General features: G+C 74.0%; 25 protein-coding genes. 13 read left to right on the top strand and 12 right to left on the bottom strand.

Going from position 1 to position 24286, the window contains the following annotated elements; genetic code table 11:
• Window positions 1–27 precede the first annotated feature (27 nt).
• The 6 genes from VKK44_RS26095 to eccCa all read right to left on the bottom strand — a co-directional run bounded on the left by VKK44_RS26095 (window position 28) and on the right by eccCa (window position 6314).
• Window positions 28–336, bottom strand: a complete 309-nt coding sequence (locus VKK44_RS26095; RefSeq protein ID WP_343443834.1) for a WXG100 family type VII secretion target — start codon at window positions 334–336, stop codon at window positions 28–30.
• Between the two features lie 177 nt (window positions 337–513).
• A complete protein-coding gene (locus VKK44_RS26100; RefSeq protein WP_343443835.1) occupies window positions 514–783 on the bottom strand; it encodes a hypothetical protein in 270 nt (89 codons plus the stop codon).
• 14 nt (window positions 784–797) lie between these two features.
• Window positions 798–1526, bottom strand: a complete 729-nt coding sequence (locus VKK44_RS26105) for a hypothetical protein (RefSeq protein WP_343443836.1) — start codon at window positions 1524–1526, stop codon at window positions 798–800.
• 31 nt (window positions 1527–1557) lie between these two features.
• Window positions 1558–1851 carry a hypothetical protein gene (locus VKK44_RS26110; RefSeq protein ID WP_343443837.1) on the bottom strand — a complete coding sequence of 98 codons (294 nt, stop codon included), beginning with the start codon at window positions 1849–1851 and terminating at the stop codon, window positions 1558–1560.
• 15 nt (window positions 1852–1866) lie between these two features.
• A complete protein-coding gene (locus VKK44_RS26115) occupies window positions 1867–2277 on the bottom strand; it encodes a YbaB/EbfC family nucleoid-associated protein (protein WP_343443838.1) in 411 nt (136 codons plus the stop codon).
• Window positions 2278–2348: 71 nt separating this feature from the next.
• Window positions 2349–6314: a type VII secretion protein EccCa gene (eccCa, locus tag VKK44_RS26120; RefSeq protein WP_343443839.1), complete on the bottom strand. Its 3966-nt coding sequence runs from the start codon at window positions 6312–6314 to the stop codon at window positions 2349–2351.
• A gap of 155 nt (window positions 6315–6469) precedes the next feature.
• Here eccCa and eccD point away from each other — a divergent pair, with 155 nt between their 5' ends.
• Window positions 6470–7867 (top strand): type VII secretion integral membrane protein EccD, encoded by a 1398-nt coding sequence (gene eccD, locus VKK44_RS26125; RefSeq protein WP_343443840.1) that lies wholly within the window; start codon window positions 6470–6472, stop codon window positions 7865–7867.
• On the opposite strand, the gene VKK44_RS26130 is transcribed toward eccD, so the two are convergent.
• Entirely contained in the window at window positions 7851–9020 is a 1170-nt protein-coding gene (locus VKK44_RS26130; RefSeq protein WP_343443841.1) for a type VII secretion protein EccE, read from the bottom strand. The genes eccD and VKK44_RS26130 overlap by 17 nt on opposite strands.
• 160 nt (window positions 9021–9180) lie before the next feature.
• Here VKK44_RS26130 and eccB point away from each other — a divergent pair, with 160 nt between their 5' ends.
• The 6 genes from eccB to VKK44_RS26160 all read left to right on the top strand — a co-directional run bounded on the left by eccB (window position 9181) and on the right by VKK44_RS26160 (window position 14245).
• Window positions 9181–10650, top strand: coding sequence for a type VII secretion protein EccB (gene eccB / locus VKK44_RS26135; protein WP_343443842.1), 1470 nt, complete (start codon window positions 9181–9183; stop codon window positions 10648–10650).
• A gap of 102 nt (window positions 10651–10752) precedes the next feature.
• Entirely contained in the window at window positions 10753–11124 is a 372-nt protein-coding gene (locus tag VKK44_RS26140) for a hypothetical protein (protein ID WP_343443843.1), read from the top strand.
• A complete protein-coding gene (locus tag VKK44_RS26145; RefSeq protein ID WP_343443844.1) occupies window positions 11117–12382 on the top strand; it encodes a WXG100 family type VII secretion target in 1266 nt (421 codons plus the stop codon). Before VKK44_RS26140 ends, VKK44_RS26145 begins: the two co-directional genes overlap by 8 nt.
• Before the next feature lie 116 nt (window positions 12383–12498).
• Window positions 12499–12888: a hypothetical protein gene (locus VKK44_RS26150; RefSeq protein ID WP_343443845.1), complete on the top strand. Its 390-nt coding sequence runs from the start codon at window positions 12499–12501 to the stop codon at window positions 12886–12888.
• Window positions 12889–13031: 143 nt separating this feature from the next.
• Window positions 13032–13868: a hypothetical protein gene (locus tag VKK44_RS26155; protein ID WP_343443846.1), complete on the top strand. Its 837-nt coding sequence runs from the start codon at window positions 13032–13034 to the stop codon at window positions 13866–13868.
• Between the two features lie 41 nt (window positions 13869–13909).
• Window positions 13910–14245, top strand: coding sequence for a YkvA family protein (locus VKK44_RS26160; protein ID WP_343443847.1), 336 nt, complete (start codon window positions 13910–13912; stop codon window positions 14243–14245).
• Between the two features lie 54 nt (window positions 14246–14299).
• Here the strand turns inward: VKK44_RS26160 and VKK44_RS26165 are convergent, their stop codons facing one another.
• Window positions 14300–16090 (bottom strand): trypsin-like serine protease, encoded by a 1791-nt coding sequence (locus tag VKK44_RS26165; RefSeq protein WP_343443848.1) that lies wholly within the window; start codon window positions 16088–16090, stop codon window positions 14300–14302.
• 212 nt (window positions 16091–16302) lie between these two features.
• On the opposite strand from VKK44_RS26165, the gene VKK44_RS26170 reads away from it, so the two are divergent.
• Complete coding sequence (locus tag VKK44_RS26170; protein WP_343443849.1) at window positions 16303–16716, top strand: pyridoxamine 5'-phosphate oxidase family protein; 414 nt, start codon at window positions 16303–16305, stop codon at window positions 16714–16716.
• 142 nt (window positions 16717–16858) lie between these two features.
• Window positions 16859–17470: a C39 family peptidase gene (locus VKK44_RS26175; protein ID WP_343443850.1), complete on the top strand. Its 612-nt coding sequence runs from the start codon at window positions 16859–16861 to the stop codon at window positions 17468–17470.
• 123 nt (window positions 17471–17593) lie between these two features.
• Here the strand turns inward: VKK44_RS26175 and VKK44_RS26180 are convergent, their stop codons facing one another.
• Entirely contained in the window at window positions 17594–17776 is a 183-nt protein-coding gene (locus VKK44_RS26180; protein ID WP_343443851.1) for an antitoxin, read from the bottom strand.
• A gap of 132 nt (window positions 17777–17908) precedes the next feature.
• Here VKK44_RS26180 and VKK44_RS26185 point away from each other — a divergent pair, with 132 nt between their 5' ends.
• Window positions 17909–19141 carry an AI-2E family transporter gene (locus VKK44_RS26185; RefSeq protein ID WP_343443852.1) on the top strand — a complete coding sequence of 411 codons (1233 nt, stop codon included), beginning with the start codon at window positions 17909–17911 and terminating at the stop codon, window positions 19139–19141.
• A gap of 149 nt (window positions 19142–19290) precedes the next feature.
• Here the strand turns inward: VKK44_RS26185 and VKK44_RS26190 are convergent, their stop codons facing one another.
• A complete protein-coding gene (locus VKK44_RS26190) occupies window positions 19291–19989 on the bottom strand; it encodes a dienelactone hydrolase family protein (RefSeq protein WP_343443853.1) in 699 nt (232 codons plus the stop codon).
• A gap of 123 nt (window positions 19990–20112) precedes the next feature.
• Between VKK44_RS26190 and VKK44_RS26195 the strand changes: the two genes are divergently transcribed.
• The 3 genes from VKK44_RS26195 (at window position 20113) to VKK44_RS26205 (ending at window position 21064) form a co-directional block, all read left to right on the top strand.
• On the top strand, window positions 20113–20505 hold the full coding sequence (locus VKK44_RS26195) for a MerR family transcriptional regulator (RefSeq protein ID WP_343443854.1): 393 nt from the start codon (window positions 20113–20115) through the stop codon (window positions 20503–20505).
• The gene (gene trxA / locus VKK44_RS26200; protein ID WP_343443855.1) at window positions 20475–20822 is read left to right on the top strand and encodes a thioredoxin; all 348 of its coding nucleotides are present in this window, start codon (window positions 20475–20477) and stop codon (window positions 20820–20822) included. The genes VKK44_RS26195 and trxA overlap by 31 nt, the downstream gene beginning before the upstream one ends.
• Window positions 20823–20884: 62 nt before the next feature.
• Window positions 20885–21064 carry a hypothetical protein gene (locus tag VKK44_RS26205; RefSeq protein WP_343443856.1) on the top strand — a complete coding sequence of 60 codons (180 nt, stop codon included), beginning with the start codon at window positions 20885–20887 and terminating at the stop codon, window positions 21062–21064.
• Window positions 21065–21122: 58 nt separating this feature from the next.
• Here the strand turns inward: VKK44_RS26205 and VKK44_RS26210 are convergent, their stop codons facing one another.
• The gene (locus VKK44_RS26210) at window positions 21123–23495 is read right to left on the bottom strand and encodes a glycoside hydrolase family 65 protein (RefSeq protein ID WP_343443857.1); all 2373 of its coding nucleotides are present in this window, start codon (window positions 23493–23495) and stop codon (window positions 21123–21125) included.
• Window positions 23492–24244, bottom strand: a complete 753-nt coding sequence (locus VKK44_RS26215) for a beta-phosphoglucomutase family hydrolase (protein WP_343443858.1) — start codon at window positions 24242–24244, stop codon at window positions 23492–23494. Before VKK44_RS26215 ends, VKK44_RS26210 begins: the two co-directional genes overlap by 4 nt.
• Window positions 24245–24286: the final 42 nt, after the last annotated feature.

The raw sequence follows: 24286 nt of genomic DNA on the forward strand, positions 1-24286 counted from the left end.
GATTCCTCCTCTGCCTGTCTTCGCGGATCACGGGTTGAGCGCGGCGTGGAACTTGTCCAGCATCTGCTGCTGCTCTTCGTCGTTGACCTGGTGCGTCGTGCCGGACTTGTCCAGCAGGTCCGCGATGTTGTCCATCGCGGTGAGCAGCTTGTTCGTGTCCTCGTTCCAGCGGGTCATCAGGCTCTGGAAGCCCGTGGAAGCCTGGCCCTTCCAGGCCATGGCCAGGTCGTCGACCACGTTCCACAGCTTCTTGAGCTCACCGTCGACATCGCTGCGCGTGGACCGCACGTCACTCGCGGCGGTGTGCAGGCTTGCTGCACTGACCTCGAACGCCATGCTTCACACCCTTCCGTCATCTTGTGGCGGCGGATCCGCCGCGCCCTCCCCCGCGGCAAGGCGAACACACCCCACCGACGGACACATCAACCGAACCGTAGCGGACGACCTCCAACCCGCGCAGCCCTGCCAACGCGATCCGGAGCGCACCGTACGAAGTGGACGGCCGGGTCGAGGTCAGAACCGGTCGCCGCGCGTTCGCACCAGCATCGTCACGCCGAAGGCCAACACCGCGACCAGCAGCGCCACCACCAACCACAGCAACGGCTTCCCGAAGGCGCCGTCGACCACCACCACCAGCAGCGCGGCACAGCCGCTGAGCACCACCACCTCGGCGGCCAGCCGGAGCCGCGGCGAGCGGGTCAGCCCGCCGACCAGGGCCAGCACCAGGAAGGCCGGGATGGTGAGCACGAAATAGACGAACAACCCGGGGATCAGCGTGTCCACGTGGTCGGCTCCCGTCACTGGTAGAACTTGCTGTCCCGGACCCAATCGATCTTGATGTCCTTGATGCCCGGGTCGGTGCCGGTGGGCGCCCAACCGGGCCGGGAGTCCGACGCGAACATCACCCGGCTGTCGGTGTTGAACCCGGCCATCACCGCGTGCAGGAGCGCGCCGATGTCCCCGAAGACCATCACCAGGATGGCGGCGGTCGCCGTCAGACCGGCGATGCCGATGGCCTGCGCCAACGCGGAGGTCGCCGGGAAGAACTGGAGCGCGATCGAGGCGATCACCGCGACCAGGACCGGCATCAGCGCCTGCGCGAACCCGGAGACCGCGTCGTTGTAGGCGTCCCGGGCCGAGGTGAGCGTCTCCTTGTTGGCGTTGAACGCCTCGGCCAGCGAGTTGATCTCCGCACCGAGCTTGCGGATGAAGAGGTCGAACGCGTCCCGGTCGTCGAAGTCCCACTCCTTCGCGTCCGGCGGAACCGCCGCCATCGCGGCGCCGAACTGGTCGGGGCCGAGCAGACGCGCGGCCTCCTCCCATTTCTTGATCGTCTCGTTGACCTGCTGGTTGTCGAACATCTCCAGGTAGAGGATGGCGCCGATCAGCCCCGCCGAGGCGGCGATCCACATCAGGTTGCCCCGGGCGATCGCCGCCGCCGACCGAACCGGCGCGGTCGTCTCGGCGACCGAGACCGTGCCGGTCACCGAGCCGGAGGCGTTGGCGATGAAAATCTCCGGTGGCATCAGGCGTCCTCCCCCTGGCTGGCCCGGCCGGTCACTTGACCACCCAGGGCTGATCCGACTTCTCCCAGTTCTTCGCGCTCTGTTCGAGCTGCTCCGCAGCCCGGTGCAGGTGCTCGACGCCGGTCCGGACATTGTCGAGGTGCCCGTCGACCGAGGCGTTGTGCCGCTCCACCGCACCGTGGCCGAACATGCTGAGCGCGCCGCCCGGCAGTTTCACGTCCGCCAGCAGCGCCTGCACGTTACGCAGGTACTGGATCGGGCCGTCCGGCGCGTCGAGCATCCGGCCGGCCTTGCGGATCGCGTCGACGTCCACCGTGTTCGCCATGTCGCCCCCTCCCGCTCAGCGCCGCAGGCCGCGGGTCGGGTCGGACAGGTCCACCCCGAACTGACGGAACCAGTCCTCCGGGGTCAGCGTGCCGTCCTGCGCCCGCCGGACCAGGTCGGAGTCGCCGAGCGTCTCGGCCAGCATCTCCTCCTGCCGCTGCGCGAAGGCCGCGTACGCGGCGTCGACGGCGGCCTGGAGCGACTCCGCGAGCGAGAAGCTGTCCAGCCGCATGGCCCGGGCGTTCAGCTCGATGTCACCGACCTTCATCTCGCCGTCGACAGTCACCCGGACCAGGCCGTCCGGGCTCTCCCCGGTCACCCGCAGCTCCGCCCGTTGCTGCTGAAGCTCGGCCAGCCGGCGCTGCTGCTCCTGGGCCTGCCGTAACAGGCTCTCCACGGCTCCACCGATACCCGACGGGCTGCTCACCACGGGCTCCTCCCCACACTCACGACGGTCGGGCCGACGCTACCGGAACGACCGTCCCCCGTGCGCCCCCGTCAGGCCGGCTCCGTCCAGGCGGTCTGGATCAGTTGCTGGCCGTCGCGGCGGCGGACCAGCGTGCCCCGACCCGGCGGCTGCGGGCTGGGCCGCAGATTGCCGAAGACCGCGCCCTCCTCCCGGCTGCCGGACATCAGCAGGCCCGGCGAGTCCAGCTCCCGCAGGCGTTGCAGCACCGGCTCGTAGAGGGCCCGGGCCACGCCGCCCACCCGCCGCGTGACGATCAGGTGCAGGCCGATGTCCCGCGCCTGCGGCAGCAGCTCGTGCAGGGCGCTGAGCGGGTTGCTCCCGCCGGAGGCGACCAGGTCGTAGTCGTCCACCAGGATGTAGAGCTCCGGCCCCTTCCACCAGCTCCGGTCGCGGAGCTGCGCGGTCGTCACGTCCGGGCCCGGCAGCCGGTTCTGCAGGGCGCTGCGGATCGAGCCGAGCCCCTGACTGAACACCTGGTTGGACGGCGCGTAGTCCAGCAGGTGGTCACCCTCGACCGCGCCCAGCAGGCCACGCCGGTAGTCGGCGATGACCAACCGCGCCTGCGCCGGCGTGTACCGCTCGGCGATCCCCCGGGCGATCAGCCGCAACAGGTTCGTCTTGCCGCACTCGGCGTCGCCGAAGACGGTCAGGTGCGGCTCGCCCGCCAGGTCCAGGTGGACCGGGGCCAGCGCCGACTCGTTCACCCCGATCGGGATGCCCGGGGCGGCCCGGTCGACCACGGAGGCCAGCTCGCCGACCGTGAGCCGACGCGGCAGCAACCGGACCTTCGGCGCCGGCCGGCCCGGCCAGTTCGCCGCCACGTGCCCGACCAGCGCGACCGACGCCTCGGCCAGGTCCTCGATGTCGCGCTTGCCGTCGATCCGCGAGACCGCGGTCAGGAAGTGCAGCTTGTCGCGGGTCAGGCCACGACCCGGCGCACCGACCGGCACGTTCTGCGCGGCCCGCCGGTCGATCTCCGACTCGGCCGGGTCACCGAGCCGCAGCTCCAGCTTGGTGCCGAGCAGGTCCCGCATGCTGATCCGGATCTCCGCCCAACGCACCGCCGTGACCACCACGTGTACGCCGAAGCCCAACCCCCGGTTGGCCAGGTTGGTGATGGTCTGCTCCAGCTCCTCGTACTCCTGGCGCAGCGTGTTCCAGCCGTCCACGACGAGGAAGACGTCCCCGAACGGGTCGTCGGCGAACTCCCCGGCGGCCCGCCGCCGGCGGTAGCTCGCCACCGAGTCGATGCCGTGCTGGGTGAACCGGTTCTCCCGCTCGTCGAGCACGGCGACCACCTCGGCCACCGTCCGGCGCACCGCCTCGACGTCGCGCCGGCCGGCGACGCCCGAGACGTGCGGCAGCCCGTCCAGGCTGCGCAGCGCGCCGCCGCCGAAGTCGAGGCAGAAGAACTGCACCTCGCGCGGCGTGTGGGTGAGCGCCAGGGAGGCCAGCAGTGAACGCAGCATGGTGCTCTTGCCACTGAGCGAGGCGCCCACGATCACCACGTTGCCGCCGGCGCCGGCGAGGTCCACCATCATCGGGTCGCGGCGCTGCTCGTACGGCCGGTCCACGACGCCCACCGGGACGGCCAGCCGGCCGCGCCCCGACCACTGGGCGGTGGTCAGGCCGAACGTCGGGTGCACGCTCAACGCCGGCAGCAGCTCGGCCAGCCCGGACGGCTCGGCCAGCGGCGGCAGCCAGACCTGGTGCGCCGGACGGCCGCGGCCCTTGAGCTGACCGATCAGCACGTCCAGCATCGCCACCGTCTTGCCGTCGCCGGTCTGCTCCGGCTCCGCCGCGGTCTCCGCCGCGGTCGGCAACGCCGGCGCCGGCACGTAGTCGACGCCGTACGGCACGATCCGGCGCTGCACCTGCGCCCGGGTGGAGCGCTGCACCTGCCCCGGCGCCCGGTACGGGCCGGAGACGTAGGCCGCGCGGAACCGCAGCATGGTGGCGGTGTCGGTCTTGAGGTAGCCGTGACCGGGCGCGTTCGGCAGCTCGTACGCGTCCGGCACGCCCAGCACGATCCGGCTCTCCACCGCCGAGAACGTCCGCAGGCCGATCCGGTACGACAGGTGGGTGTCCAGCCCGCGCAGCTTGCCCTCCTCCAGCCGCTGCGAGGCGAGCAGCAGGTGCACGCCGAGCGACCGGCCGAGCCGGCCGATCATCACGAACAGGTCGATGAAGTCCGGCTTGGCGGCCAGCAGCTCGGAGAACTCGTCGCAGATGATGAGCAGGCTGGGCATCGGCTCCAGCGACTCGCCGGCCGCCCGCGCCTTCTCGTAGTCGTACCGGGAGACGTAGTTGCCGGCCGCCCGCAGCACCTCCTGCCGCCGGTTCATCTCGCCGGCCAGCGCGTCGCGCATGCGGTCGACCAGCGGCAGCTCGTCCGACAGGTTGGTGATCACGGCGCTGGTGTGCGGCAACGCGTCGAGCGAGGCGAACGTGGCACCGCCCTTGAAGTCGACCAGGACGAAGTTCAGCTCCTCCGACGAGTGCGTCACGGCCAACGCGCCGACCACGGTGCGCAGCAGCTCGCTCTTGCCGGAGCCGGTCGCGCCGATGACCAGGCCGTGCGGGCCCATGCCCTCGTGCGCGGACTCCTTGAAGTCCAGCTCGACCACGTTGCCGTCCGGCCCCAGGCCGAGCGGGATGCGCAGCCGGTCCCGGTGGCTGCGGGGACGCCACGTCTGCCGGGTGTCCACGGTGGCCGCGTCGCCGACGCCGAGCAGGTCGGGCAGCTCCATGCTGCGGGCCAGCGGCTCGTCGGTGCTGGCGCCCTGCTGCTGCGAGAGCCGGAACGGCGCGATCTGCCGGGCCAACCCCTCGGCCGCCGGCAGGGCCAACCGGTCCGGCCGGCCGAGCCGGGGCGCGTTGGCGGCGCCGATCAGGCCGAGCCCGGTGCCGTCGCCGACGTCCAGGCCGAGCAGCCAACGCCCGGCGTCCCGCGGCACCGCGCCGGACAGGTCCACCACCGTGGTGCCGAGCAGCCCCGCCCCGGTCAGCGCGCAGGTCGCCGACACCTCACCGCCGTCGAGCACGACCACCACGTGCGGTGCGGTGGTGAGCGGCTTCGCCTCGGGGGCGAACCGGGGACGGCCACCCAGCTCGTGGGCGAGCGCCGACTCCGCCTCGGCCAGACCGGCGAAGACCATCCGGCGCGCGCCCGCCGCGTCCGTACGCCCCGGGTGCTGGGCGTGCGGCAGCCACTTGACCCAGTCCCAGACCGGCTGCCGGTCCGGCGCGGCCACCACGACCACCAGCAGGTCCTCCGGGGCGTGGAACGTCACCAACTGGCCCAGCGCGGCCCGCGCCAGGTCGAGCACCGGCTCCCGGTCGCCGCGCAACGCGACCCGGCTGAACGCCCGCAGCGACAGCGCGGTGGGCAGGTCCGGCACGCTGGAGTGGGCGCGGACGAACCGGCGCAGCGCGATCGCGCTCATCGGCTCCAGGTCCTCCACCGGCTTCGTCTCCGGCGGCACGATCTCCACCGCCAGCCGCTGCGGGCCGAGCGCGATGCGCACCTCGCCGAAGTCGTCCTCGGTGGGCCGCCGCTCCCACCGCCGGCGCGAGGCGGCGATCGACCAGAGCGCGTCCGGCTCCGGGTGCCGCCAGGTCATCGCGGCGCGCTGCTGCTCGGCCGCCCGCCGGGTGCGCTTGCGCATCTGCGCCAGGTAGCGCATGTAGTCGCGGCGCTGGGCGTTCAGCTCGGCCTTGTCGTTGCCACCGTTGCCGAGCGTGCCGAGCGCCATGCCCAACATGGACACCCCGAACAGGCCGCCGGCCACGTAGGTCATCATGCCGCCGCCACGGCCGGCGTAGAGGAAGGCCATCGCGCCGACGCCGCAGAGCATCGGCAGGATCATCAGCACCTGCCCCATGCCCTTGGCCGTCGGCTCCGGCAGCTCGGGCGGGGACTCCAGCAGCACCTCACCGCGCGGCATCGCCGGCCCCGGTTGACGCGGTGGCCGGCGGAACACCACCGTACTCACGGCTCTCCCCTCCCCAGAAGGTCCGCCACCGCCGGCGAGCGTCGGGTGGGCGACCTGTGCGACCGCCATCGTAGGTAATCTCCCGGGGGCGTCGTGGACCCCTGGGGACGACGTCGACGGCCGGGTGGATCGTAGGCGAGCACGAGGAGGCCACTGTGGCGACGAAGGCGGCGACCGGCGGGCTGAGCCGGATCACCATCGTGGCGCCACGGACCCGGATGGATCTGGCCCTGCCGTCCGACGTGCCCCTGGCCGACCTGCTGCCGACGTTGCTGCGCTACGCGGGCGAGGATCTCGCCGACGAGGGCGTGCGACACGGCGGGTGGAGCCTGTCCCGGCTCGGCGGGCAGCCGCTCGACGGCGGGCGCACCGCCGCGCAGCTCGGCGTCCGCGACGGTGAGGTGCTCTACTTCAACCCGCGCGCCGCCACCGCGCCCGAGATCGTCTTCGACGACGTGGTGGACGCCGTCGCCACCTCCACCACCCAACGGGCCGGCGCCTGGCAGGTGGGCACCACCCGGGCGTACGCGGTGCTGCTCGCCTCGTCGGCACTGGCCGCCGGCGCGGTCGCGGCGCTGTTCGCCGGGCCGCCGCAGCTACCCGGCGCGGTGGCCGCCCTGGTGGTCGCGATCGCCCTGCTGGTCGGTGCCGCGGTGCTGTCCCGGGCGGCCGGCGACAGCCGCACCGGCGCGGTGCTGGCCCTGGTCGGGGTCGGCTACGCGGGCGTCGGTGGCCTGCTGGTGCTCGCCGGGGACCGACCGCTGCACGAGCTGGCCAGCCCGCACGTGCTGCTCGCCGGCACCGCCGTGGTGCTCTTCGCCGCGCTCGCCGCGCTCGCCGTCGGGGACCGGATGCCGCTCTTCCTCGGCACCGTGGGCGGGGGCGCGGCGGTCGGCTTCGGCGCGGTGCTCAGCCTGACCTTCGGCATCGACGCCGCCGCTTCGGCGGCGGTGGTGTCGGCCGTGGCGTTCGGCGCGCTGCCGGCGCTGCCGATGCTCGCCTACCGGCTCGCCCGGCTGCCGGTGCCGTCCATCCCGACCGGCCCGGAGGACCTGAAGACCGACACCGAGTCGGTGGACGGGCCGTCCGTGCTGCGCGACAGCGAACGGGCCGACGGGTTCCTCACCGGTCTGCTGTGGACCGTCGCGCTGCTGGTGCTCGGCGGTGAGGTGGTGCTGGCCGCCGACGGTCGACTCCCGGCGGCCCTGCTCTGCCTGGTGCTCGCCCTGCTGTCGCTGCTGCGGGCCCGCCCGTTCCTCGGCCGGAACCAGCGCACCCCGGTGCTGTTCGCCGGCACGCTCGGGCTCGGGCTCGTCGCCGCGGCGGTCTTCGACGCCGGCGCGCTGCCGGTGCGACTCGGCCTCATCCTCGGCGGGCTGACCGTGCTGGCCGTGGTCAGCCTGGTCTACGGGCTCACCGTGGCCGGCAAGCGGATCTCCCCGGTCTGGGGGCGCGTCCTGGACATCGTCGAGATCCTGCTGATCGTCGCGCTGGTGCCGCTGGCCGTCTGGGTCTGCGGCGCGTACGGCTGGATCGTCAACCTTCGACCGTGACGGTGCCCATCGCGGTGCCCACCGGCGCGGTGGCGTAGACGCCGGGCCCGTGCTGGCCGTCCAGCGGGCGGGCCGGCACACCGGCCCGCCGGGCCATCTCCCGGACGGCCTTGACCAGCGCCTCGGCGTGCCCGTCCATGGCCGCCACCCGCAGCAGCGGGGGAAGCCGCCGGCCACCGGGGAGCACCACCGCCGCGACCGTGTGCGAGGGCGCGGAGGTGGCGGTGACCGCGTCCACCAGCGCGCCCAGCGAGCCGTGGGGCCGGACCCGCAGCGCCAGGCAGCGTTGCGTCCAGCCGCCCCCGCGCAGGCTGGTCCAGGTCTCGGTCGGGGACTCCGGCGCCAGGTCGAGCCCGGCCCCGGAGACCACCGCCGCGTGCAGTTCGTCCCGGCCCAGCACGCGGTGCCCGAGACCGGCGGCGTGCAACGCCTTGCCGAGCCGACCCACCCCGGCCGCCACCGTCCGGTGCACGCCGCGCAGGCCGCCGCCGCGGCTCACCGTCTCGGCCCGGGCGTCGCCCACCGCCAGCCGCAGCGCCACCCACACGGTGCGGTGCGCGGCCGGGGGCGCCCCCGGCGCGGGGTACCAGACCAGGGTGTGCGAGACGACCTGGGCCTGGGTGACCGGGCCGGTGAAGTCGGCGAGCACCGCGAGGGCGCGGTCCACGGTCGCCGCCTCGATCGACCCGGCGGGCGCGCCGGGCCGGCCGGTCAGCGCCACCGCGGCGAACCAGCCCCGGTCGTCCTGGCCGATGCCGAGCCGGGTGCCGCGTTCGGTCAGCTCGACCACGGTCAGCTCGGGGGCGAGCGCGGCCAGCCGGGGGTCACCGCCCGGCAGCACCCCCCGGGCCCGGTCCCGACGGCGGCGCAGCCGGCGGCGGAGCATCAGGTCCTCGTACCACCATCGGCCGCCCCGCCGGGCGAACGCGGCCACCACGGCCAGCAGCGCGAGCAGCGCCACGGTGGCGAGCAGCCAGGCCGGGCCGGCGGTGGCGAACCAGACGGCGAGCGCGGCGCACTCGACCACCACGAGCTGACCGACGACGACCGGGCCGAGGCGGCCCCGACGCCGCTTGTCCGCCGGCGTGACCGGCCGGTCCGCCGGGGCGGGGGCGGTGGCCGTACGACCGGGCGGCGCCTGGAGCTGCGTCATCGGTGAGCGTCCCTTCTGGACATCCGGGTACCTGCCGGCGGATGCGTCGCCGGGCGGCGGACGGGGTCCGGCGCACCCCCGACGGCCCCTTATCGTAGGGAAGCCCGCGGCGCTGTTCGGACCTGATCGTCGTGGACCCACCCCGGCCCGGAGGTTAGTCATGCGGACCCGCCGCGATCAGGTGCAGGCGTACCGCTTCGTCACCCGCCGCATCGTCTCGGCGCTGCTCTCCGGTGACCCGGAGACCAACGACCTGCCGATGCGCCGGCTCGGCGCGGCGGTGTTCGGCAGCGTCATCGCCGCGGCGGTGGTCCTCGGCGGCGTGGGCGCGTACGGGCAACTGACCAGCAACTCCGCCCCGCTGGAGCCGAACACGGTGGTGATCGAGCGGGAGACCGGCGCCACCTACTGGTTCGGTGACGACCAGGTGCTGCACCCGACGCTCAACTACGCCTCGGCCCGGCTCGTCGTCGACGACGCCTCGGCGACGGTGCGCACCATGTCCCAGGCGTCGATCCGGGACCGGCCCCGCGGCCGGACGGTGGGCATCGTGGGCGCGCCGGACGACCTGCCCGACCGCGGGTCGCTGGTCGGTCTGCCCTGGTCGGTCTGCGACGTGCCGGACCCGAACGACCCGCGGCGCTCGACCACCCGGCTGCTGATCGACCGGCCGTTGCCCGGCGGCACCCCGCTCACCGACCGGGCCGTCCTGGTCCGCACCGGCGACGCCCGTTGGCTGCTGACCGGCGGCGCCCGGTTGCGGGTGGTCGGCGACGAGCAGGCGCTCGTCGCGTTGCGGATGGCCGGCACCGCCAGCCTCACCGTCGGCCCGCAACTGCTCAACGCGGTGCCGGTGGGCCCGGCGCTGCGCCGGCCCACGATCGCCGGGGACGGCGGTCCGAGCGGGCTGACGGTGGCCGACCGGCCGGCCCGGATCGGCCAGGTCTACCAGGCCGCCGGGCAGTTCTACGTCCTCACCCGGCAGGGCCTGGCGGCGATCGGCGAGGTCACCGCACGACTGCTGCTCGGTGGCGGCGGCGGGGTCACCGACATCACGCCGGACGAGGCCGGCCGGCTCTACTCCGACCAGCGGCTGGAGGCGGACGGGCTGCCGGCCCGGATGCCCACGCTGCACGAGGTCCGCCCCGGCCGCACCGTGCTCTGCGCCACCTACCGGTCCGGTGCGGCCGGTCAGCCGCCGGCCACCACGCTGGAGGTCTTCGACTCCCCGCCGGCGGAGCTGACCGCGGCGACCGCGCTGCCGGCACGGCAGGGTGCCCGGGACGCGGTCCGCACCGCCGACAGCGTGCTGCTGCCCGGCGGCAAGGGCGCGTTGGTGCAGGCCACCGCCGGGGAGAGTGGCAAGCCGGCGGCCGGCGCCACGGTCTACCTGATCACCGCGCAGGGGATCCGCTACCCGCTCGGCACCGCCGCCGGCGACGCGCGGAGCGCCCTCGGCTACGGCGACGTGAGCCCGGTGGGGGTGCCCGCCTCGCTGCTGGCGCTGGTGCCGACCGGGCCGACGCTGGCCCGCGCGGACGCCATGGCGTACTTCGATGCGACGGCGACGCCGGGAAGCACCGCGACGCCCGCCCCGGACGCGGGGGCGGCCCAGGTCCGGGGCGGCTGACCGGCCGACGTGGAGCGACGCGTCCGGGGTCACCCGGGTTGGCGCGGTTCGACTAATCTGAGCATGGCCAACGGCTCTCGACGACGACAACGGGGATTCGCCATGACCGGGCGCACGACAGTCGACGTACTCTCCCTGGAGGACTTCCACAGGCGGCTCGAACGACGCCTGCACGAGGCCGAGTCGGTGTTGCGCACGCTCAACACCGAGATGCAGTGCCGGCCGCCGTCGTTGGGCACGTTCACCGACGCGACCGACAACTCGCGTCGCTACGCCGAGACCCACCAGAGCTACGTCGACCACGTCGACCGGTTGCGCCGGGCGGTCCTGGCCGCCCGCGAGGCGACCGGGACGATCATGACGAACTACCGGACCGCCGAGGCCCGCAACGCCGCCGCCGCGGCCGACATCGCGTCCGCCCTCGCCGGCCTGAACGAGGCGATGAAGCAGCCGAAGGAGGATCCCCGTGTCTGAATACACCCGACGCTACGAGCACGTCAGCCACGAGGAGCTCTACCAGGGCGTCAACGCCGGCGACCCGGCGCAGATCGAAGGGCTGAGCGCCCGGTGGACCTCGCTCAAGGGCACGCTCGACGACCTGGCCCGCGACCTCACCGCCGACCTGGACGCGCTGGCGAAGACCTGGACCGGTGACGCGAGCCGGGAGTTCCAGCGCCGGCTCACCATGGTCGCCGGCTACTCCGGCAACCTGGCCGAGGGCATGACCGGCATCCGGCAGGCACTGGACATGATGGCCGGTGACCTCCGCGCCGCCCAGGCCGAGGCGGAGAGCCCGGAGAAGACCGACGACAACGACAAGCTGCTCTCCGGCGCCGGCAAGGGTTTCCTGCTCGGCGGCGGTCCGGGCGCGGTGATCGGTGGCATCATCGGCCACCAGCAGGACGAGGCCGAGCAGAAGAAGGCGCACCAGCGGATGGTGCAGGTGGTGGCGAAGCTGGCCGAGGGTTACGACTTCTCGGCGTACGGCCGGGTCGTCGCGCCGGAGCCGCCCGGGAGCGAGCTGCCCGGCCACCACACGCCGAAGGACCCGACGCTGCACGACGGCCCCTCGGTCAGGACGCCGTCGTCCGGCCCGGGTCTGGGTAGCTTCGGTCCCGGGGCGCACGGCACCGCGACCACCTCGGGCGTGCACCACACGGCCCCGACCAGCGGCACGCCGGGCGACGGCGCACCGGGCGGCGGCAACCCGGGCGGCCACCCCGGCGCGGGCGCCCCGGGCTCGGTCACGACCGGCGGCACTGTCGACCCGAGCGGCACCTCGCTGGCCGGCGCCGGCCCGCTGACCACCGCCCCCGGCGGTCCGGCGATCGGCGGCGGCCCGGGGTTCGGCCCCGGCGGCGCCAACCCGACCGTGACGGCGGGCGGGGGCGGGCTCTTCGGCGGTCCCGGCGTGCTGAGCACCGGTTCGCTCGCCGGCACCGGCTCCAACGCCGTCGCCGGCCGGTTCGGCGGCGTGCCCGGCGCGGAGAGCCGCTCGGCAGCGGGCACCGGGCGGCTCACCTCCGGCCGGGGCCTGGGCGTCGACACGGAGGGCAGGTCGACCGGTCGCACCGGCGGGCGGCCCGCGATGGCCGGCCGCAACGGGGTACTGGGCGCACGTGGCAACTCCGACGACGACGAGTCCGAGGGCCGGCTGACCTGGCTCCTGGAGGACGAGATGGTCTGGGGGGACGGCCGGGCCGCCCCGCCGCCGGTGCTCGACGGCCACTGACCTCGGCACGGCTGACGGCACGGAGAGGGTCCGTCCACACCGACCCGTGGGCCGGCTCACCTAACCGGCAAGATCGTCGAGCTGCGCGAGCGGGCATCAACCGATAGGTTGAGGTGGTGCTGCCCGTAGCGTTCGCCTCGTCCACCTGGACGGCGATGCTGCGCCGGATCGCCCGCACGGCCGTGACCACCCTGGCGCTCATCGCCGGCCTCCAGGGCATCGCCGCCACGTCCGCCGACGCCGCCACCGAGGCGCGTCCCGCCGGCATCACGGTGACCGACACCCGTGCGGCATCGACCGTCGACGTCGGCCACGAGGCCGCATCGGCCACGGCGGTCGCCGGCTCCGAAGCCGCACCGTGGGTGGTCACCCACCCGGCCACCGGGCCGGCCGTCACCGACCGGGCCGACGACGCGTCCGCCGCGCCGGCCCCGACCGTCGAGGTCCCGGCCGCCGGCGATCCGGGCCGGGCGGCCATCGCCCGCCGCGGCCCGCCGCGCGCCTGACGGGCCACCTTCACCGGTACGCCCCGGCGCGGCCCCACCGGAGGCCGCCCACCCGCGCACCCCGTCGCGCCCCGACGCGCACTCCGCCCGACGCCCGGGCCCCAACCGTTGATCGTCAATTCGTTCCACCGCGAGGTGCTGGTATGCAGACCGTCTTCTCCACCGTCCTGCCCGACGTCCCCGCCGCCGCCGTGATCTGGCTGGCCCTGCTCGCCGTGGCGGCGGTCGTGGTCGCCGCGCTGGTCGTCCGCCCCACCCGGTTCCGCTCGGTGTTCGGCGAACGGATCAGTGAGGCCGCCCGGCCGAGCAGCATCGACCGGGCCGAGCAGGACCGGGAGCGGACGCGGGAACGGGCCCGGTACGCGGACGAGGTGTCGGTGGCCGCGTCCCGCGCGACGGTGACCGCCGAGCGGCGCCGGGCCGAGTGGCTGGCCGCCCAGGACGAGGCGGAGGCGGCGTGGCTCGCCTGCCAGGCGGCGGAGGAGGACGTCCGGCGGTTGGCCGCCGCCGCCGCGCTGCCGCTGCCCCGGACCGCCCGCACCCCGGCCGAGTACGCGGACCGGGAGCGCTGGCTGCACCGGGCGGCGCTGGACGCCCAGTGGCGTAAGGAGATCAGCGTGCAGCAGCTCAGTGACATTCTCGGCGGGCGCGGCTGGGACCCGAGCCGACACCCGGTGGAGCAGGAACTGCTGCTGCGCCGGCTGGTACGGGACAATCTCCTCGCCCGGCAGCATGCCGCGTCGGAGCGGGAGCAGGCCGCGTGGCGGGCCGCCGAGACGGCCGCCGCCGCGGCGCGGAGCCTGCGCGAGGAGGCGTTCACGGCGCTGCACCCGGTCGTCGAGCCGCCGGCGGCACTCTCCATCGTGGGCTTCGCCGGCCCGGAGAACACGCGGGAGTTGCCGACCACGACGCCGGTCGCGGAGACCACCCGGGAGCTGACGCCGGTGGCCCGGGGCCGGGCGGCCGTGCCGGCGTACTGACCGTCCGGGCGGCGGCGGCCCGACTCCGCTAGCGTGGTGTCGTGTCCCGTGAAGCGTGGGTGCTCGTCGTTCTCGCTGTCGTCGTCGCAGCCGCGACGCTGGTCGGCGCCGTGCTGCTCGCGATCCGGGTGGTCCGCACCCGTCGCATGCTGGGCGCGCTCGGTGCCGGCGGCAAGGTGGCCTTCTACGGCGCGTTGATCTACACGATCCTGCCGGTGGACCTGCTTCCCGACCCGATCTACCTGGACGACATGGGCGTGCTGGCCGGCGCGCTGTTCTATCTGGGTCGGCTGGCCGCCAAGCACCGGGCGGCGCAACGCGTCACCCGCGACGCGCCGGCCGCGTCGTTGCCCGCCGCCCCGCCGCGCCGGCCCTGACCGACGCCGCTCCGCACGGGGCGGGGCGCCGGTCAGGGCATCGTCCGGTCGGCCTTACTCGCCGTCCATCCGCATGCTCGGCCACCAGCCGTAGACGCCCGAGCCGACCCGCCAGGAGGCGAGCGGCACGTTGAACCCGCCGGTCGGCGTCGAGGTGAACGTGTGCAGGCCCAGCCCGTTGTCCGGGTACTTGTAGAGGACGGCCAGGTCGTCCCGCCGGTCACCGTTGTAGTCGCCGCCGACCAGCTTGATGCTGGCGAACTGCCCGAAGGCCGACGAGGACCACGACTCGACCGGGTCGGCGAAGGTGCCGTCGGTCCGGCCCGTCCAGGTCAGCAGGCGCAGCTTGTTGTCCTTGGTCTGGAGGGCGGCCACGTCGGCCCGCCCGTCACCGGTGAAGTCGCCGTCGACGATCTTCAGGGTGGAGAGGGCGCCGGGCGACTTGTCCGCCGCAACGAACCACGAGGTGTAGCCGGTGCCGAACTTCCCGTCCGCCTGCCCCTGCCAGGTGATGGCCGCCATCGAGCCGTTGGCGTACGCGTAGAAGAGGCTGGCGTCGGCCCGCCCGTCGCCGGTCACGTCGCCGGCGAAGACGCTGGTGCTGGCCCAGGTGCCGAAGGTCGACGCCCGCCACGCCTCGATCGGGGCGTCGAACCCGCCGTCGGGTCGGGCGAGCCAGTTGATCCACGCCTCGTCACCGTTGGCGTAGCCGTAGAAGGCGGTGAGGTCGGCCCGACCGTCGCCGTTGATGTCGCCCGACGCCATCTTCATGCTGGTCAGGTGGCCGAAGTTGGGCGACGTCCAGGAGCGGACCGGCGCGCCGTGGGTGCCGTCCGGGCGGGTGACGAACGTGTCGAGCGCGAACGCGTTGGCGGTGGTGGTGGACATGACCGCGACGTCGTCGACGCCGTCGCCGTCGAAGTCGTCGTTGAACACCTTGACCCGGTCCGTGGCGTACGCGCCGGCACCGCCTCGCCAGGCACCCAGCGGGCTGCCGAACCCGCCGGTCGACGTGGCCGGGAACGTCTGCGGCGCGATGTCGCCGTTGGCGTAGACGTAGAGGAAGTTGATGTCGCCGTACTGGTCGGTGGCCGGCCCCTGCGGCAGGGTGGCGGCGAGCCACGGGCCGAGGTCGTCGACCCGGGTGTCCACCGCGTCCCGGCGGGTTTCCGTCTCGGCGAGGCAGCCGCCCTGCCAGGAGGAGTGGTGCAGGCCCACCAGCTTGGGCGTGCCGCCGGTCGTGCGGACGGTCGGGCCGCCCAGGTCACCCCGGCAGATCCCGGCCGTGCCGGTGCCGAGGATGCCGGCCGTGGCGGCGCCGACGCTCTGCACCTCGAACGGACCGGTGTGCAGTTGGTCCGGCACCCAGGTGGTGGCCGTGCGGCCGAAGCCGGCCGCGGTGAGCTGCTCACCCACGACGGGTGCGGTGCCGAGCGCCACCGGCGCGACGTCCGCCCGGCGGGTCAGCCGCACCAGCGCGACGTCGCGGTCGGGGTGCGGCACGACCCGGAAGGCCGACGACGTGGCGCCCGCCGACGTGGTCAGGTCGGACCGCCCCACGGTGACGGTGGTGGGCCGCGCGGGCTTGCCGTCGACGACGGGCTGGCCGTCGAAGCTGAAGCAGCTCTTGGCGGTGAGCACCCACCACGGATCGACGAGCGCACCGCTGCACGAGCGGTCGGCGGGACCGATCGAGATCTTGGCGGCGAAGGCGTAGGAGCCGTCGGTGACGGCGGCGCCGCCGGTGACGGCCTGTACGGGTGTGGCTGCGGCTGTCCCGGCCAGCAGGACGGCGGCTGACAGCCCTGCGCCGCGAACGGCGACACGACGGTACGACGGTGACACGATGTTTCCCCCGATTCGAACGACGCCCACCGCACGGCGGGCGCACGGGGTCACCTTATGAAGCGTTCGATTCACCCACTGTCCACCTTGGCGTGAAGAAGAGCACACGCGGCGGCACTTGCGCCGGACATCGAGCATGGAATATGCCTCGTCTCCCGGCGCGCCGCCGGCCCGACATGTGATGATCGGCTCCGGACGAGCGAGGAGACGGCATGACTGGGCAGCACCGGTTGGATCCGCACGACGGACGGGTCGCGCGCTTCTTCGCCGACCGGCACCTCGCCACGTTGACCACGTTGCGCGCCGACGGCACGCCGCACGTCGTACCGGTCGGGGTGACGTTCGACCCGGCCGCGGGCCTGGCCCGCGTGATCACCTCCGGCGGCTCGGCGAAGGCGCGGCACGTGGCCGCCGCGGGGCCGGCGGGCACGCCGGTCGCGGTGTGCCAGGTCGACGGCCGCTGGTGGTTGACCGTGGAGGGCCGGGCGGTGCTGCGCCGCGACCCGGCGTCGGTGGCCGAGGCCGAACGCCGGTACGCCGAGCGCTACCGCACGCCGCGCCCGAACCCGGAGCGGGTGGTGCTGGAGATCGCGGTGACCCGTTTGCTGGGCAGCCTGCCCGACTGAGCGGTTCGTCCGGTTCCACGGTGCCGGCGACCACACCCGGAAATGGGCGGCTGAGCAGGGCCGTTGCACTCCCCGTACGCCGAGTGCCACTCCCGGTGCCACGTCTCCCGCGTGGAGCGTCGACCCCCGAATGGAGCCTCGCATGAACCCGATCGTCCGTAGGTGCCTGCTCTCCGTCGCCGGCCTGGCCGCCGCCGGCAGCGCCGTGGCCGGCCCGGTCACCGCCGCCCACGCCGCCCCGGTCAAGGGCAAGGGTGACCGCAGCGCCGACTACGAGTACCAGGCACAGCCGAACTTCTTCTACTGCGGACCGGCGTCGACCCGGATCGCGCTCTCGGCCGAGGGTCGGGACGTCAGCCAGGACGAGCTGGCCGCCAAGCTCGGCACCACCGAGAACGGCACCGACTCGGCCGTCGACGTGACGCGTGTGCTCAACGAGTACACCGGCGGCAAGTACCGGACCACCGAGATCCGCGACGACGTGGCCAGCCGCGAGCAGATCGAACGGCTGCGCGCGGACATCCGGACCGCGGTGGACGCCGACCGCCCGGTGGTGACGAACATCCTCGGCGCCGCGCGGGACGTCGACGGGGTGGAGCACAGCTACCCCGGCCACTACGTCACGGTGGTGCGGTACGAGGACGACGGCAACACGGTGCTGATCGCCGACCCGGCCCGGCCGGACGAGCCGACGTACTGGATGAGCGTGACCGAGCTGGCCAACTGGATCGCCGGCCGCGGTTACAGCTCCTGACGTTCCCGGCCACGCTCCCCACGGGGCGTGGCCGCCGTCGGCCCCGGCGGTACGCGTCGCGCACCGGACGCGACGAATCCCGGGTGCCCGTTTCGGGCCGGCCCGGGATTCGTCGTCGGGTGCTCAGCGTCCGGTGTCGCCGTCTCCGGTGCGCTGCTGCGCCATGTCGACGCCCTTGTCGATCTGCTGGTCGTACTTGCCGCCGGAGCGCTTGTCGGCCATGTCGCCGGCCTTCTCGATGCCCTGGTCGACCTGCTTGTCATGCTTGTCGGCGAAGTCCTGGGCCTTGTCCATGAAGTCACTCATGTCGCATCTCCCTTCAGTACCTTGGATGCCTTCCCTGCGGCCGGGGCGACAAACACCGGGCGGGCGATGACCGCCCGGGTGTCGGATTCCCCCGGGTCGGGTACCAACGGCCACGATCGACGAGGAGGCGACGTGGACGACGACGCTGGCACGCCCGACCCGGCTCGCCCCGCCGGGGCCCGGTTCGACCCGGCCCACTCCCAGCCGGCCCACTCCCAGCCGGCCCACTCCGAGCCGGCCCATGCCGGGCGGACGGCTCCCGAGCCGGCCCACGCCGAGCCGGCGCGGGTCGGGCCGCGACAGACGTGGGCGGGGCTGCCCTGGCCGGTACGCACGGCGGTCACCTGGAGCCTCTGTCTCCTGGTGGTGGCCGCCGGGCTGTGGCTGCTCGGGCAGGTCGCGGTGCTGCTGGCGCCGCTGGCCGTGGCGTTGGCCGGCACGCTGTTCCTCACCGCGCTGCTCGACCCGGTGCTGGTACGGCTGCGCCGGCTCCGGGTGCCGGCCGCGCCGGCCGCGCTGCTCACGGTCCTGCTGCTGCTCGGTGTCCTGGTCGGCGCCGGCGTCCTGGTCTGGAACCTCACCGCCAGCCAGTTCGGCGAGCTGAGCCAGCAGCTCGACGAGGGCCTGCAACGCAGCCGTGACTTCGTCACCTCCACGCTGCCGGTGAGCGACCAGCAGCTCGACAAGCTGGTCGAGCAGGTCCGCCAGGGCGTCAGCGCCGGCGCTCCCGACCCGGTCGCCGGGGCCCGCAAGGCCGCCGAGGTGGCTGGTGCGCTGCTGCTCGGTCTGGTCCTCCTGTTCTTCCTGCTCAAGGACGGCCGGTCGATGTGGCACTGGGTGCTGCGCCGGCTGACCGGGCCACGTCGCGAGGTGACCGCCGAGGCCGGTCGGGCCGGCTGGCGGACGCTCGGCGCGTACAGCCGGGGCACGATGATCATCGCGGCGATCGACGCCATCGGCATCGGGCTGGCGCTGGTCGTGCTGCGTGTCCCGCTGGCCCTGCCGCTCGCGCTGATCACGTTCCTCGGCGGGTTCGTGCCGATCATCGGCGCCACCGTGGCCGGCGCGGTGGCGGTGCTCGTCGCGCTGGCCGCGAACGGCCCGACCACCGCGCTGCTCACGTTGGCGGCGGTGATCGCCGTGCAGCAGATCGAGGGCAACCTGCTGGAGCCGCTCGTGATGCGCCGCCAGGTCCAACTGCACCCGGCGGTCATCCTGGTGGTGGTCACCGCCGGCACGCTCGTCGCCGGCGTCGCCGGCGCGTTCGTCTCGGTGCCGATCGCCGCGGTGCTCTGGCGGGTGCTGGACACCGTGCAGCGGCACCGCTCCGGCGGGACCGCGCGAGCCGCCGAGACCACCGGCTGAACGGCCGGCGCGCGGGCGACGCGCGGTCGGCGGCTCAGGCCGGGTGCGGGCGGCGGCTCAGGCCGGGTGCGGGCGGCGGCTCAGGCCGGGTGCGGGCGGCGGCTCAGGCCGGGTGCGGGCGGCGGCTCAGACCGGGTCCGGGCGGCGGCTCAGGCCGGGTGCGGTCGGCGCAGGTGCGTGACGAACCAGGCGCCGGCCTGGTCGGCCACCTGCTCCAGCGTGCCGGGCTCCTCGAAGAGGTGCGTCGCGCCGGGCACGATGCGCAGCTCCGCCACCTCGCCCAACTCGTCCCGCGCCCGCTCGTTGAGCGTGATCACCTGCTCGTCGAGCCCGCCGACGAGCAGCAACGTGGGTGCGCGTACCGCGGTCAGTGAGCTGCCGGCCAGGTCCGGCCGGCCGCCCCGGGAGACCACCGCGCCCACCCGGTCCGGACGGGCCGCGGCGGCGACCAGGGCGGCAGCCGCGCCGGTGCTGGCGCCGAAGAGCCCGATCGGCAGGCGCCCCAGCTCCGGGTCGACACCGGTCCAGTCGACGATGCCGGCCAGCCGTTCGGCGAGCATCCCGATGTCGAAGCGCAACTCGGCGGTGACCTCGTCGCGCGCCTCCTCGTCGACCGTCAGCAGGTCGACGAGCATGGTGGCCAGTCCGCGCGCGTGGAGCGCCCGCGCCACCGCCACGTTGCGCGGGCTGTGCCGCGAGCTGCCGCTCCCGTGGGCGAACAAGACCATCCCACCGGCCCCGGAGGGAACGGCGACGTCCCCCACGAGCCCGCCCTCCACCACCGGCACCGAAACCTCCCGCACACCCCTCACCTCCGCTCCCCGCATACCCCGCCCCTCGCCGATCATGAAGTTGACCGTCGAGGGAGGCTCCCTCCTGACCGTCGAGGCGGGGCGGGGCGCGTGGGGTTGCCTTGACATCGGCGGCAAGGTTTAGCGTCGGCCGTGGAAGAGACAAAACCGGGGGCGCGGATGCGGATCGGGGAGCTGGCGGAACGGGCCGGTACGAGCGCCCGCACGTTGCGCTACTACGAGAGCCAGGGACTGGTCCGGCCACGCCGGTCCGCCAACGGCTACCGGGTGTACGACGAGGCGGAGCTGCGCGTCGTGCACGAGATCCGGTCCCTGCTGGCGATCGGCTTCGGGCTGGACGACATCCGCCCGTTCGTCGCCTGCCTGCGCGCCGGGCACGACTCCGGCGACGTCTGCCCCGACTCGGTGGCGGTGCTGCGACGAAAGCTCGCCGAGGTGGACGACTACCTCGGCCGGCTTGGCGCGGTCCGCCGCCGGCTGCACGACCAACTCGCCCACGCGATCGCCCATCGGGAGGAAACATGCCTCAGGACACGCAGACCGGCCGACTGACCGCGGTCACCGACGCCACGTTCGCGGCGACGGTGCTGGCCGCCGACCGACCGGTAGTGGTCGACTTCTGGGCCGAGTGGTGCCCGCCCTGCCGGGTGGTGTCCACGCACCTGGCCGAGCTGGCCGAGGAGTTCGGCGACGCGTTGCGCTTCGTCACGCTGAACATCGACGAGAACCCGGCCGCCGCGCGGGCCCACCGGGTGATGTCCGCGCCGACCATGCTGGTCTTCCGCGACGGCGAGGTGGTCGGCTCGGTCGTCGGTTCCCGGCCGAAGAACCACCTCCGGCTGAGCTTCGCCCGCCACCTGGACGGTTGAGCCGACGCCGGGCGGGAACGCGCGGGGTGACCACGGACCCCGACCGATCGCGAGGATCTCCGATGGCGAAACAGGACAGGGCGCGAGAGCAGGAACCCACCGACCAGAAGCGTCGCGAACAGGAGCTGGAGGGCTCGCCGGAGTGGGCCGACCGGGCCGCGTCGGCGCGTACTCCCGAGGACCCGCGGGCGGTGGCGCCACGGGACGCCGGCGGGCGTCCGTCCAACGGCCGCCAGTTCTGAGGTACGCCCACCGCGCGGTCCCGCCCACCCGGGCGGGACCGCGCCGGACGGGAACCGCTCAGGCGGGGTGTTCCGGCAGGTGCATCAGTGGCGCCCGGCCCGACGGCTGCTCCGGCTGCGACCCGGCCGGGTGTGCCGGCGGCACCGGCACGGTGACCGGTTGGGCACAGGTGACCCGCAGCGGCTCGCCGTGGTGCAGCAGGTCCAGCACCGTGTCCGGCCCGCCGTTGCGCAGCGAGTACGTGGTCTGGTGCGGCCGGACGTCGACCCGCAGCCGCATCGACCGCCACTGCAACGAGAACTCCAGGCGGCTGAGCCGGCTGGAGAGCCGGGGCGTGAAGGAGAGCGTCCCGTCGTGGTCGCGCAACCCGCCGAAGCCGGCGACCAGCGCGATCCAGGCGCCGGCCAGCGACGCCATGTGCACCCCGTCGCGGGTGTTCTCGTTCAGGTCGTGCAGGTCCATCAGCGCGGCCTCGCGCAGGTAGCGGTGGGCCAGCTCGGGGAAGCCCACCTCGGCCGCCAGCACCGCCTGCGTGCAGGCGCTCAACGACGAGTCCCGGACGGTACGGCGCTCGTAGTAGGTGAAGTTGCGCAGCTTCTCGGCGGCGCTGAACGCGTCGCCCCGCCAGTGCATGGCCAGCACCAGGTCGGCCTGCTTCACCACCTGCTTGCGGTACAGGTCGAAGTACGGGTAGTGCAGCAGCAGCGGGTACTTCTCCGGCGGCGTGTGCTCGAAGTCCCACTCCTGCAACCGGGTGAAGCCCTCCACCTGCTCGTGCACGTCGATGTCCGAGTCGTACGGGATGTGCATGTCGTTCGCGGCGTCCCGCCAGGCCGCCGACTCCTCCTCGGTGACGCCGAGGTCGATGGCCTGGTCGCGGTAGCGCATCGCGCAGTCGGCGGCGGTCAGCAGGTTCCGCTGCGCCATCAGGTTGGTGTAGACGTTGTCGTTCTTCACCGCGGTGTACTCGTCCGGGCCGGTCACCCCGTCGATGTGGAACCGGCCGGCGCGGTCGTGGTGGCCGAGCGAGCGCCACAGCCGGGCGGTCTCGACCAGCAGTTCCAGCCCGATCTCGCGTTCCAGCGCCTCGTCGCCGGTGACCAGCACGTAGCGGCGCAGCGCGTCGGCGACGTCGGCGGCGATGTGGAACGCGGCGGTCCCGGCCGGCCAGTACGCCGACGACTCCGGCCCCTCGATGGTGCGCCACGGGAACGCGGCGCCTTCGAGGTTCAGCGTGCGGGCCCGCTCCTGCGCCTGGGCCATCGTGTCGTAGCGCCACTGCAACGCGTGCTTCACCGCGCCCGGCTGGGTGTAGGTGAGCACCGGCAGCACGAACATCTCGGTGTCCCAGAACGCGTGGCCGTCGTACCCGGGGCCGGTGAGGCCCTTGGCGGAGATGGGCCGCCGTTCCGCGCGGGCGCCGGCCTGGAGCACGTGGAAGAGGCCGAAGCGGACCGCCTGCTGCACCTCCGGGTCGCCCTCGACCCGCACGTCGGCGGCGTCCCAGAACGTGTCGAGGTACTCCCGCTGCGCCCGGCGCAGGCCGTCCCAGCCGTCGAGCCGGGCCGCGGCCAGCGCGGCGCCGACCTGGTCGCGCAGCGCCGGCAGGGACCGCCGGCTCGACCAGCCGTACGTGAGGTACTTGATCACCCGTAGCTTCTCACCGGGCTTGAGCACGCAGCCGACGGTGGTGCGGACCCAGTCCTCGTACCCCTCGGACTCCATGGTGGTGCGTTCCGGGCCGTGCACGTCGTGGCCCATGGCGGCGGCGACCCGCAGGCCGCTGACCTTGGTGCGGTGGATGAGCAGGCCGCCGTCGCCGGTGGTCAGCTCCTCCTCGGCCTGCAACGGCGACTCCAGCACCGCGGCCACCCGCGGGTCCCGGCTCTGTGGCGGCAGTGACTCGTTCGCCACCAGCTCGGACTGGAGGATCAGCCGCAGCGGCCCGTCGACCGCCTCCACCTCGTAGCTGATCGCGGCCACCGAGCGCTGGGTGAACGACACCAGCCGGGTGCTGCGGACCTTGACCTCGCGGCCGGCCGGGGACCGCCAGTGCACCTCCCGCTGGAGCGTGCCGGCGCGCAGGTCGAGCACCCGCTCGTGGTCGATCAGCTCGCCGTAGCGGACGTCGAGCGGTTCGTCGTCGACGAGCAGCCGGATCAGCTTGCCGTTGGTGACGTTGACGATGGTCTGCCCGGACTCGGGGAAGCCGAAGCCGGCCTCCGCGTAGGGCAGCGGGCGCAGCTCGTAGAACGAGTTCAGGTACGTGCCGGGCAGGCCGTGCGGCTCGCCCTCGTCGAGGTTGCCGCGCAGCCCGATGTGGCCGTTGGAGAGCGCGAGGACGGACTCGGACTGGGCCAGCACGTCCATGTCGAGGCGGACCTCGCGGACGTGCCAGGGCTCGACCGGGTACGACCGTTCCCGGATCACGGGGCCGGCTCCGTGGTCAGCAGCTCGGCGAGGTCGGAGACCACCACGTCGGCGCCGTGCGCGCGCAGCTCGTCGGCCTGGCCGACCCGGTCCACGCCGATCACGTACCCGAAGCCGCCGGCCCGGCCGGCCGCCACCCCGGCGAGCGCGTCCTCGAAGACGGCGGCCTGCGCCGGGTCGACGCCGAGCATCCGCGCGCCCTCCAGGAACGTGTCCGGGTGCGGTTTGCCCTGGAGACCGCGTTGCCGGGCGACCACGCCATCGACCCGCGCCTGAAGCCACCGGTCCAGCCCGGCGGCGTGCACCACGGCCTCGCAGTTGGCGCTGGCCGAGACGACCGCCCGGCGCAGCCCGGCTGCGGTGGCGGCCTCCAGGTAGCGCACCGAGCCGTCGTAGACCTCGACGCCGTCGTGCGCGATGCGCTGGAGCAGGACGACGTTCTTGCGGTTGCCGACACCGTTGACGGTGTCGGCGTCCGGCGGGTCGTCGGGTGAACCCTCGGGCAGCGTGATGCCGCGCGAGGCCAGGAACGATCGCACCCCGTCGGCTCGCGGTTTTCCGTCCACGTACCGGTTGTAGTCCGGTCCGGGGTCGAACGGGCGGAACGGCTCGCCGGTCTCGGCCGACCGGTGTCGCAGGAGCGCGTCGAACGTCTCGGCCCAGGCGGCGTTGTGCACCTTGGCGGTCTGCGTCAGCACCCCGTCCAGATCGAAGAGACACGCGGTCACGTGCGCGGGTAGGCCCAGCATTGCCTGAATCTATCCAGGCGGCTCGCCGGGCAAACCCGATTC

Origin of the sequence: Micromonospora sp. DSM 45708 (assembly GCF_039566955.1) — a bacterium.
GTDB lineage: Bacteria > Actinomycetota > Actinomycetes > Mycobacteriales > Micromonosporaceae > Micromonospora.

Bases quoted from the DNA above. Each gene is read 5' to 3' on its own strand.
- VKK44_RS26095 (WP_343443834.1), bottom strand. From the start codon at position 336: ATGGCGTTCGAGGTCAGTGCAGCAAGCCTGCACACCGCCGCGAGTGAC.
- VKK44_RS26105 (WP_343443836.1), bottom strand. From the start codon at position 1,526: ATGCCACCGGAGATTTTCATCGCCAACGCCTCCGGCTCGGTGACCGGC.
- VKK44_RS26110 (WP_343443837.1), bottom strand. From the start codon at position 1,851: ATGGCGAACACGGTGGACGTCGACGCGATCCGCAAGGCCGGCCGGATG.
- VKK44_RS26130 (WP_343443841.1), bottom strand. From the start codon at position 9,020: ATGACGCAGCTCCAGGCGCCGCCCGGTCGTACGGCCACCGCCCCCGCC.
- eccB (WP_343443842.1), top strand. From the start codon at position 9,181: ATGCGGACCCGCCGCGATCAGGTGCAGGCGTACCGCTTCGTCACCCGC.
- VKK44_RS26140 (WP_343443843.1), top strand. From the start codon at position 10,753: ATGACCGGGCGCACGACAGTCGACGTACTCTCCCTGGAGGACTTCCAC.
- VKK44_RS26155 (WP_343443846.1), top strand. From the start codon at position 13,032: ATGCAGACCGTCTTCTCCACCGTCCTGCCCGACGTCCCCGCCGCCGCC.
- VKK44_RS26170 (WP_343443849.1), top strand. From the start codon at position 16,303: ATGACTGGGCAGCACCGGTTGGATCCGCACGACGGACGGGTCGCGCGC.
- VKK44_RS26175 (WP_343443850.1), top strand. From the start codon at position 16,859: ATGAACCCGATCGTCCGTAGGTGCCTGCTCTCCGTCGCCGGCCTGGCC.
- VKK44_RS26180 (WP_343443851.1), bottom strand. From the start codon at position 17,776: ATGAGTGACTTCATGGACAAGGCCCAGGACTTCGCCGACAAGCATGAC.
- VKK44_RS26190 (WP_343443853.1), bottom strand. From the start codon at position 19,989: ATGATCGGCGAGGGGCGGGGTATGCGGGGAGCGGAGGTGAGGGGTGTG.
- VKK44_RS26195 (WP_343443854.1), top strand. From the start codon at position 20,113: ATGCGGATCGGGGAGCTGGCGGAACGGGCCGGTACGAGCGCCCGCACG.
- trxA (WP_343443855.1), top strand. From the start codon at position 20,475: ATGCCTCAGGACACGCAGACCGGCCGACTGACCGCGGTCACCGACGCC.
- VKK44_RS26205 (WP_343443856.1), top strand. From the start codon at position 20,885: ATGGCGAAACAGGACAGGGCGCGAGAGCAGGAACCCACCGACCAGAAG.
- VKK44_RS26215 (WP_343443858.1), bottom strand. From the start codon at position 24,244: ATGCTGGGCCTACCCGCGCACGTGACCGCGTGTCTCTTCGATCTGGAC.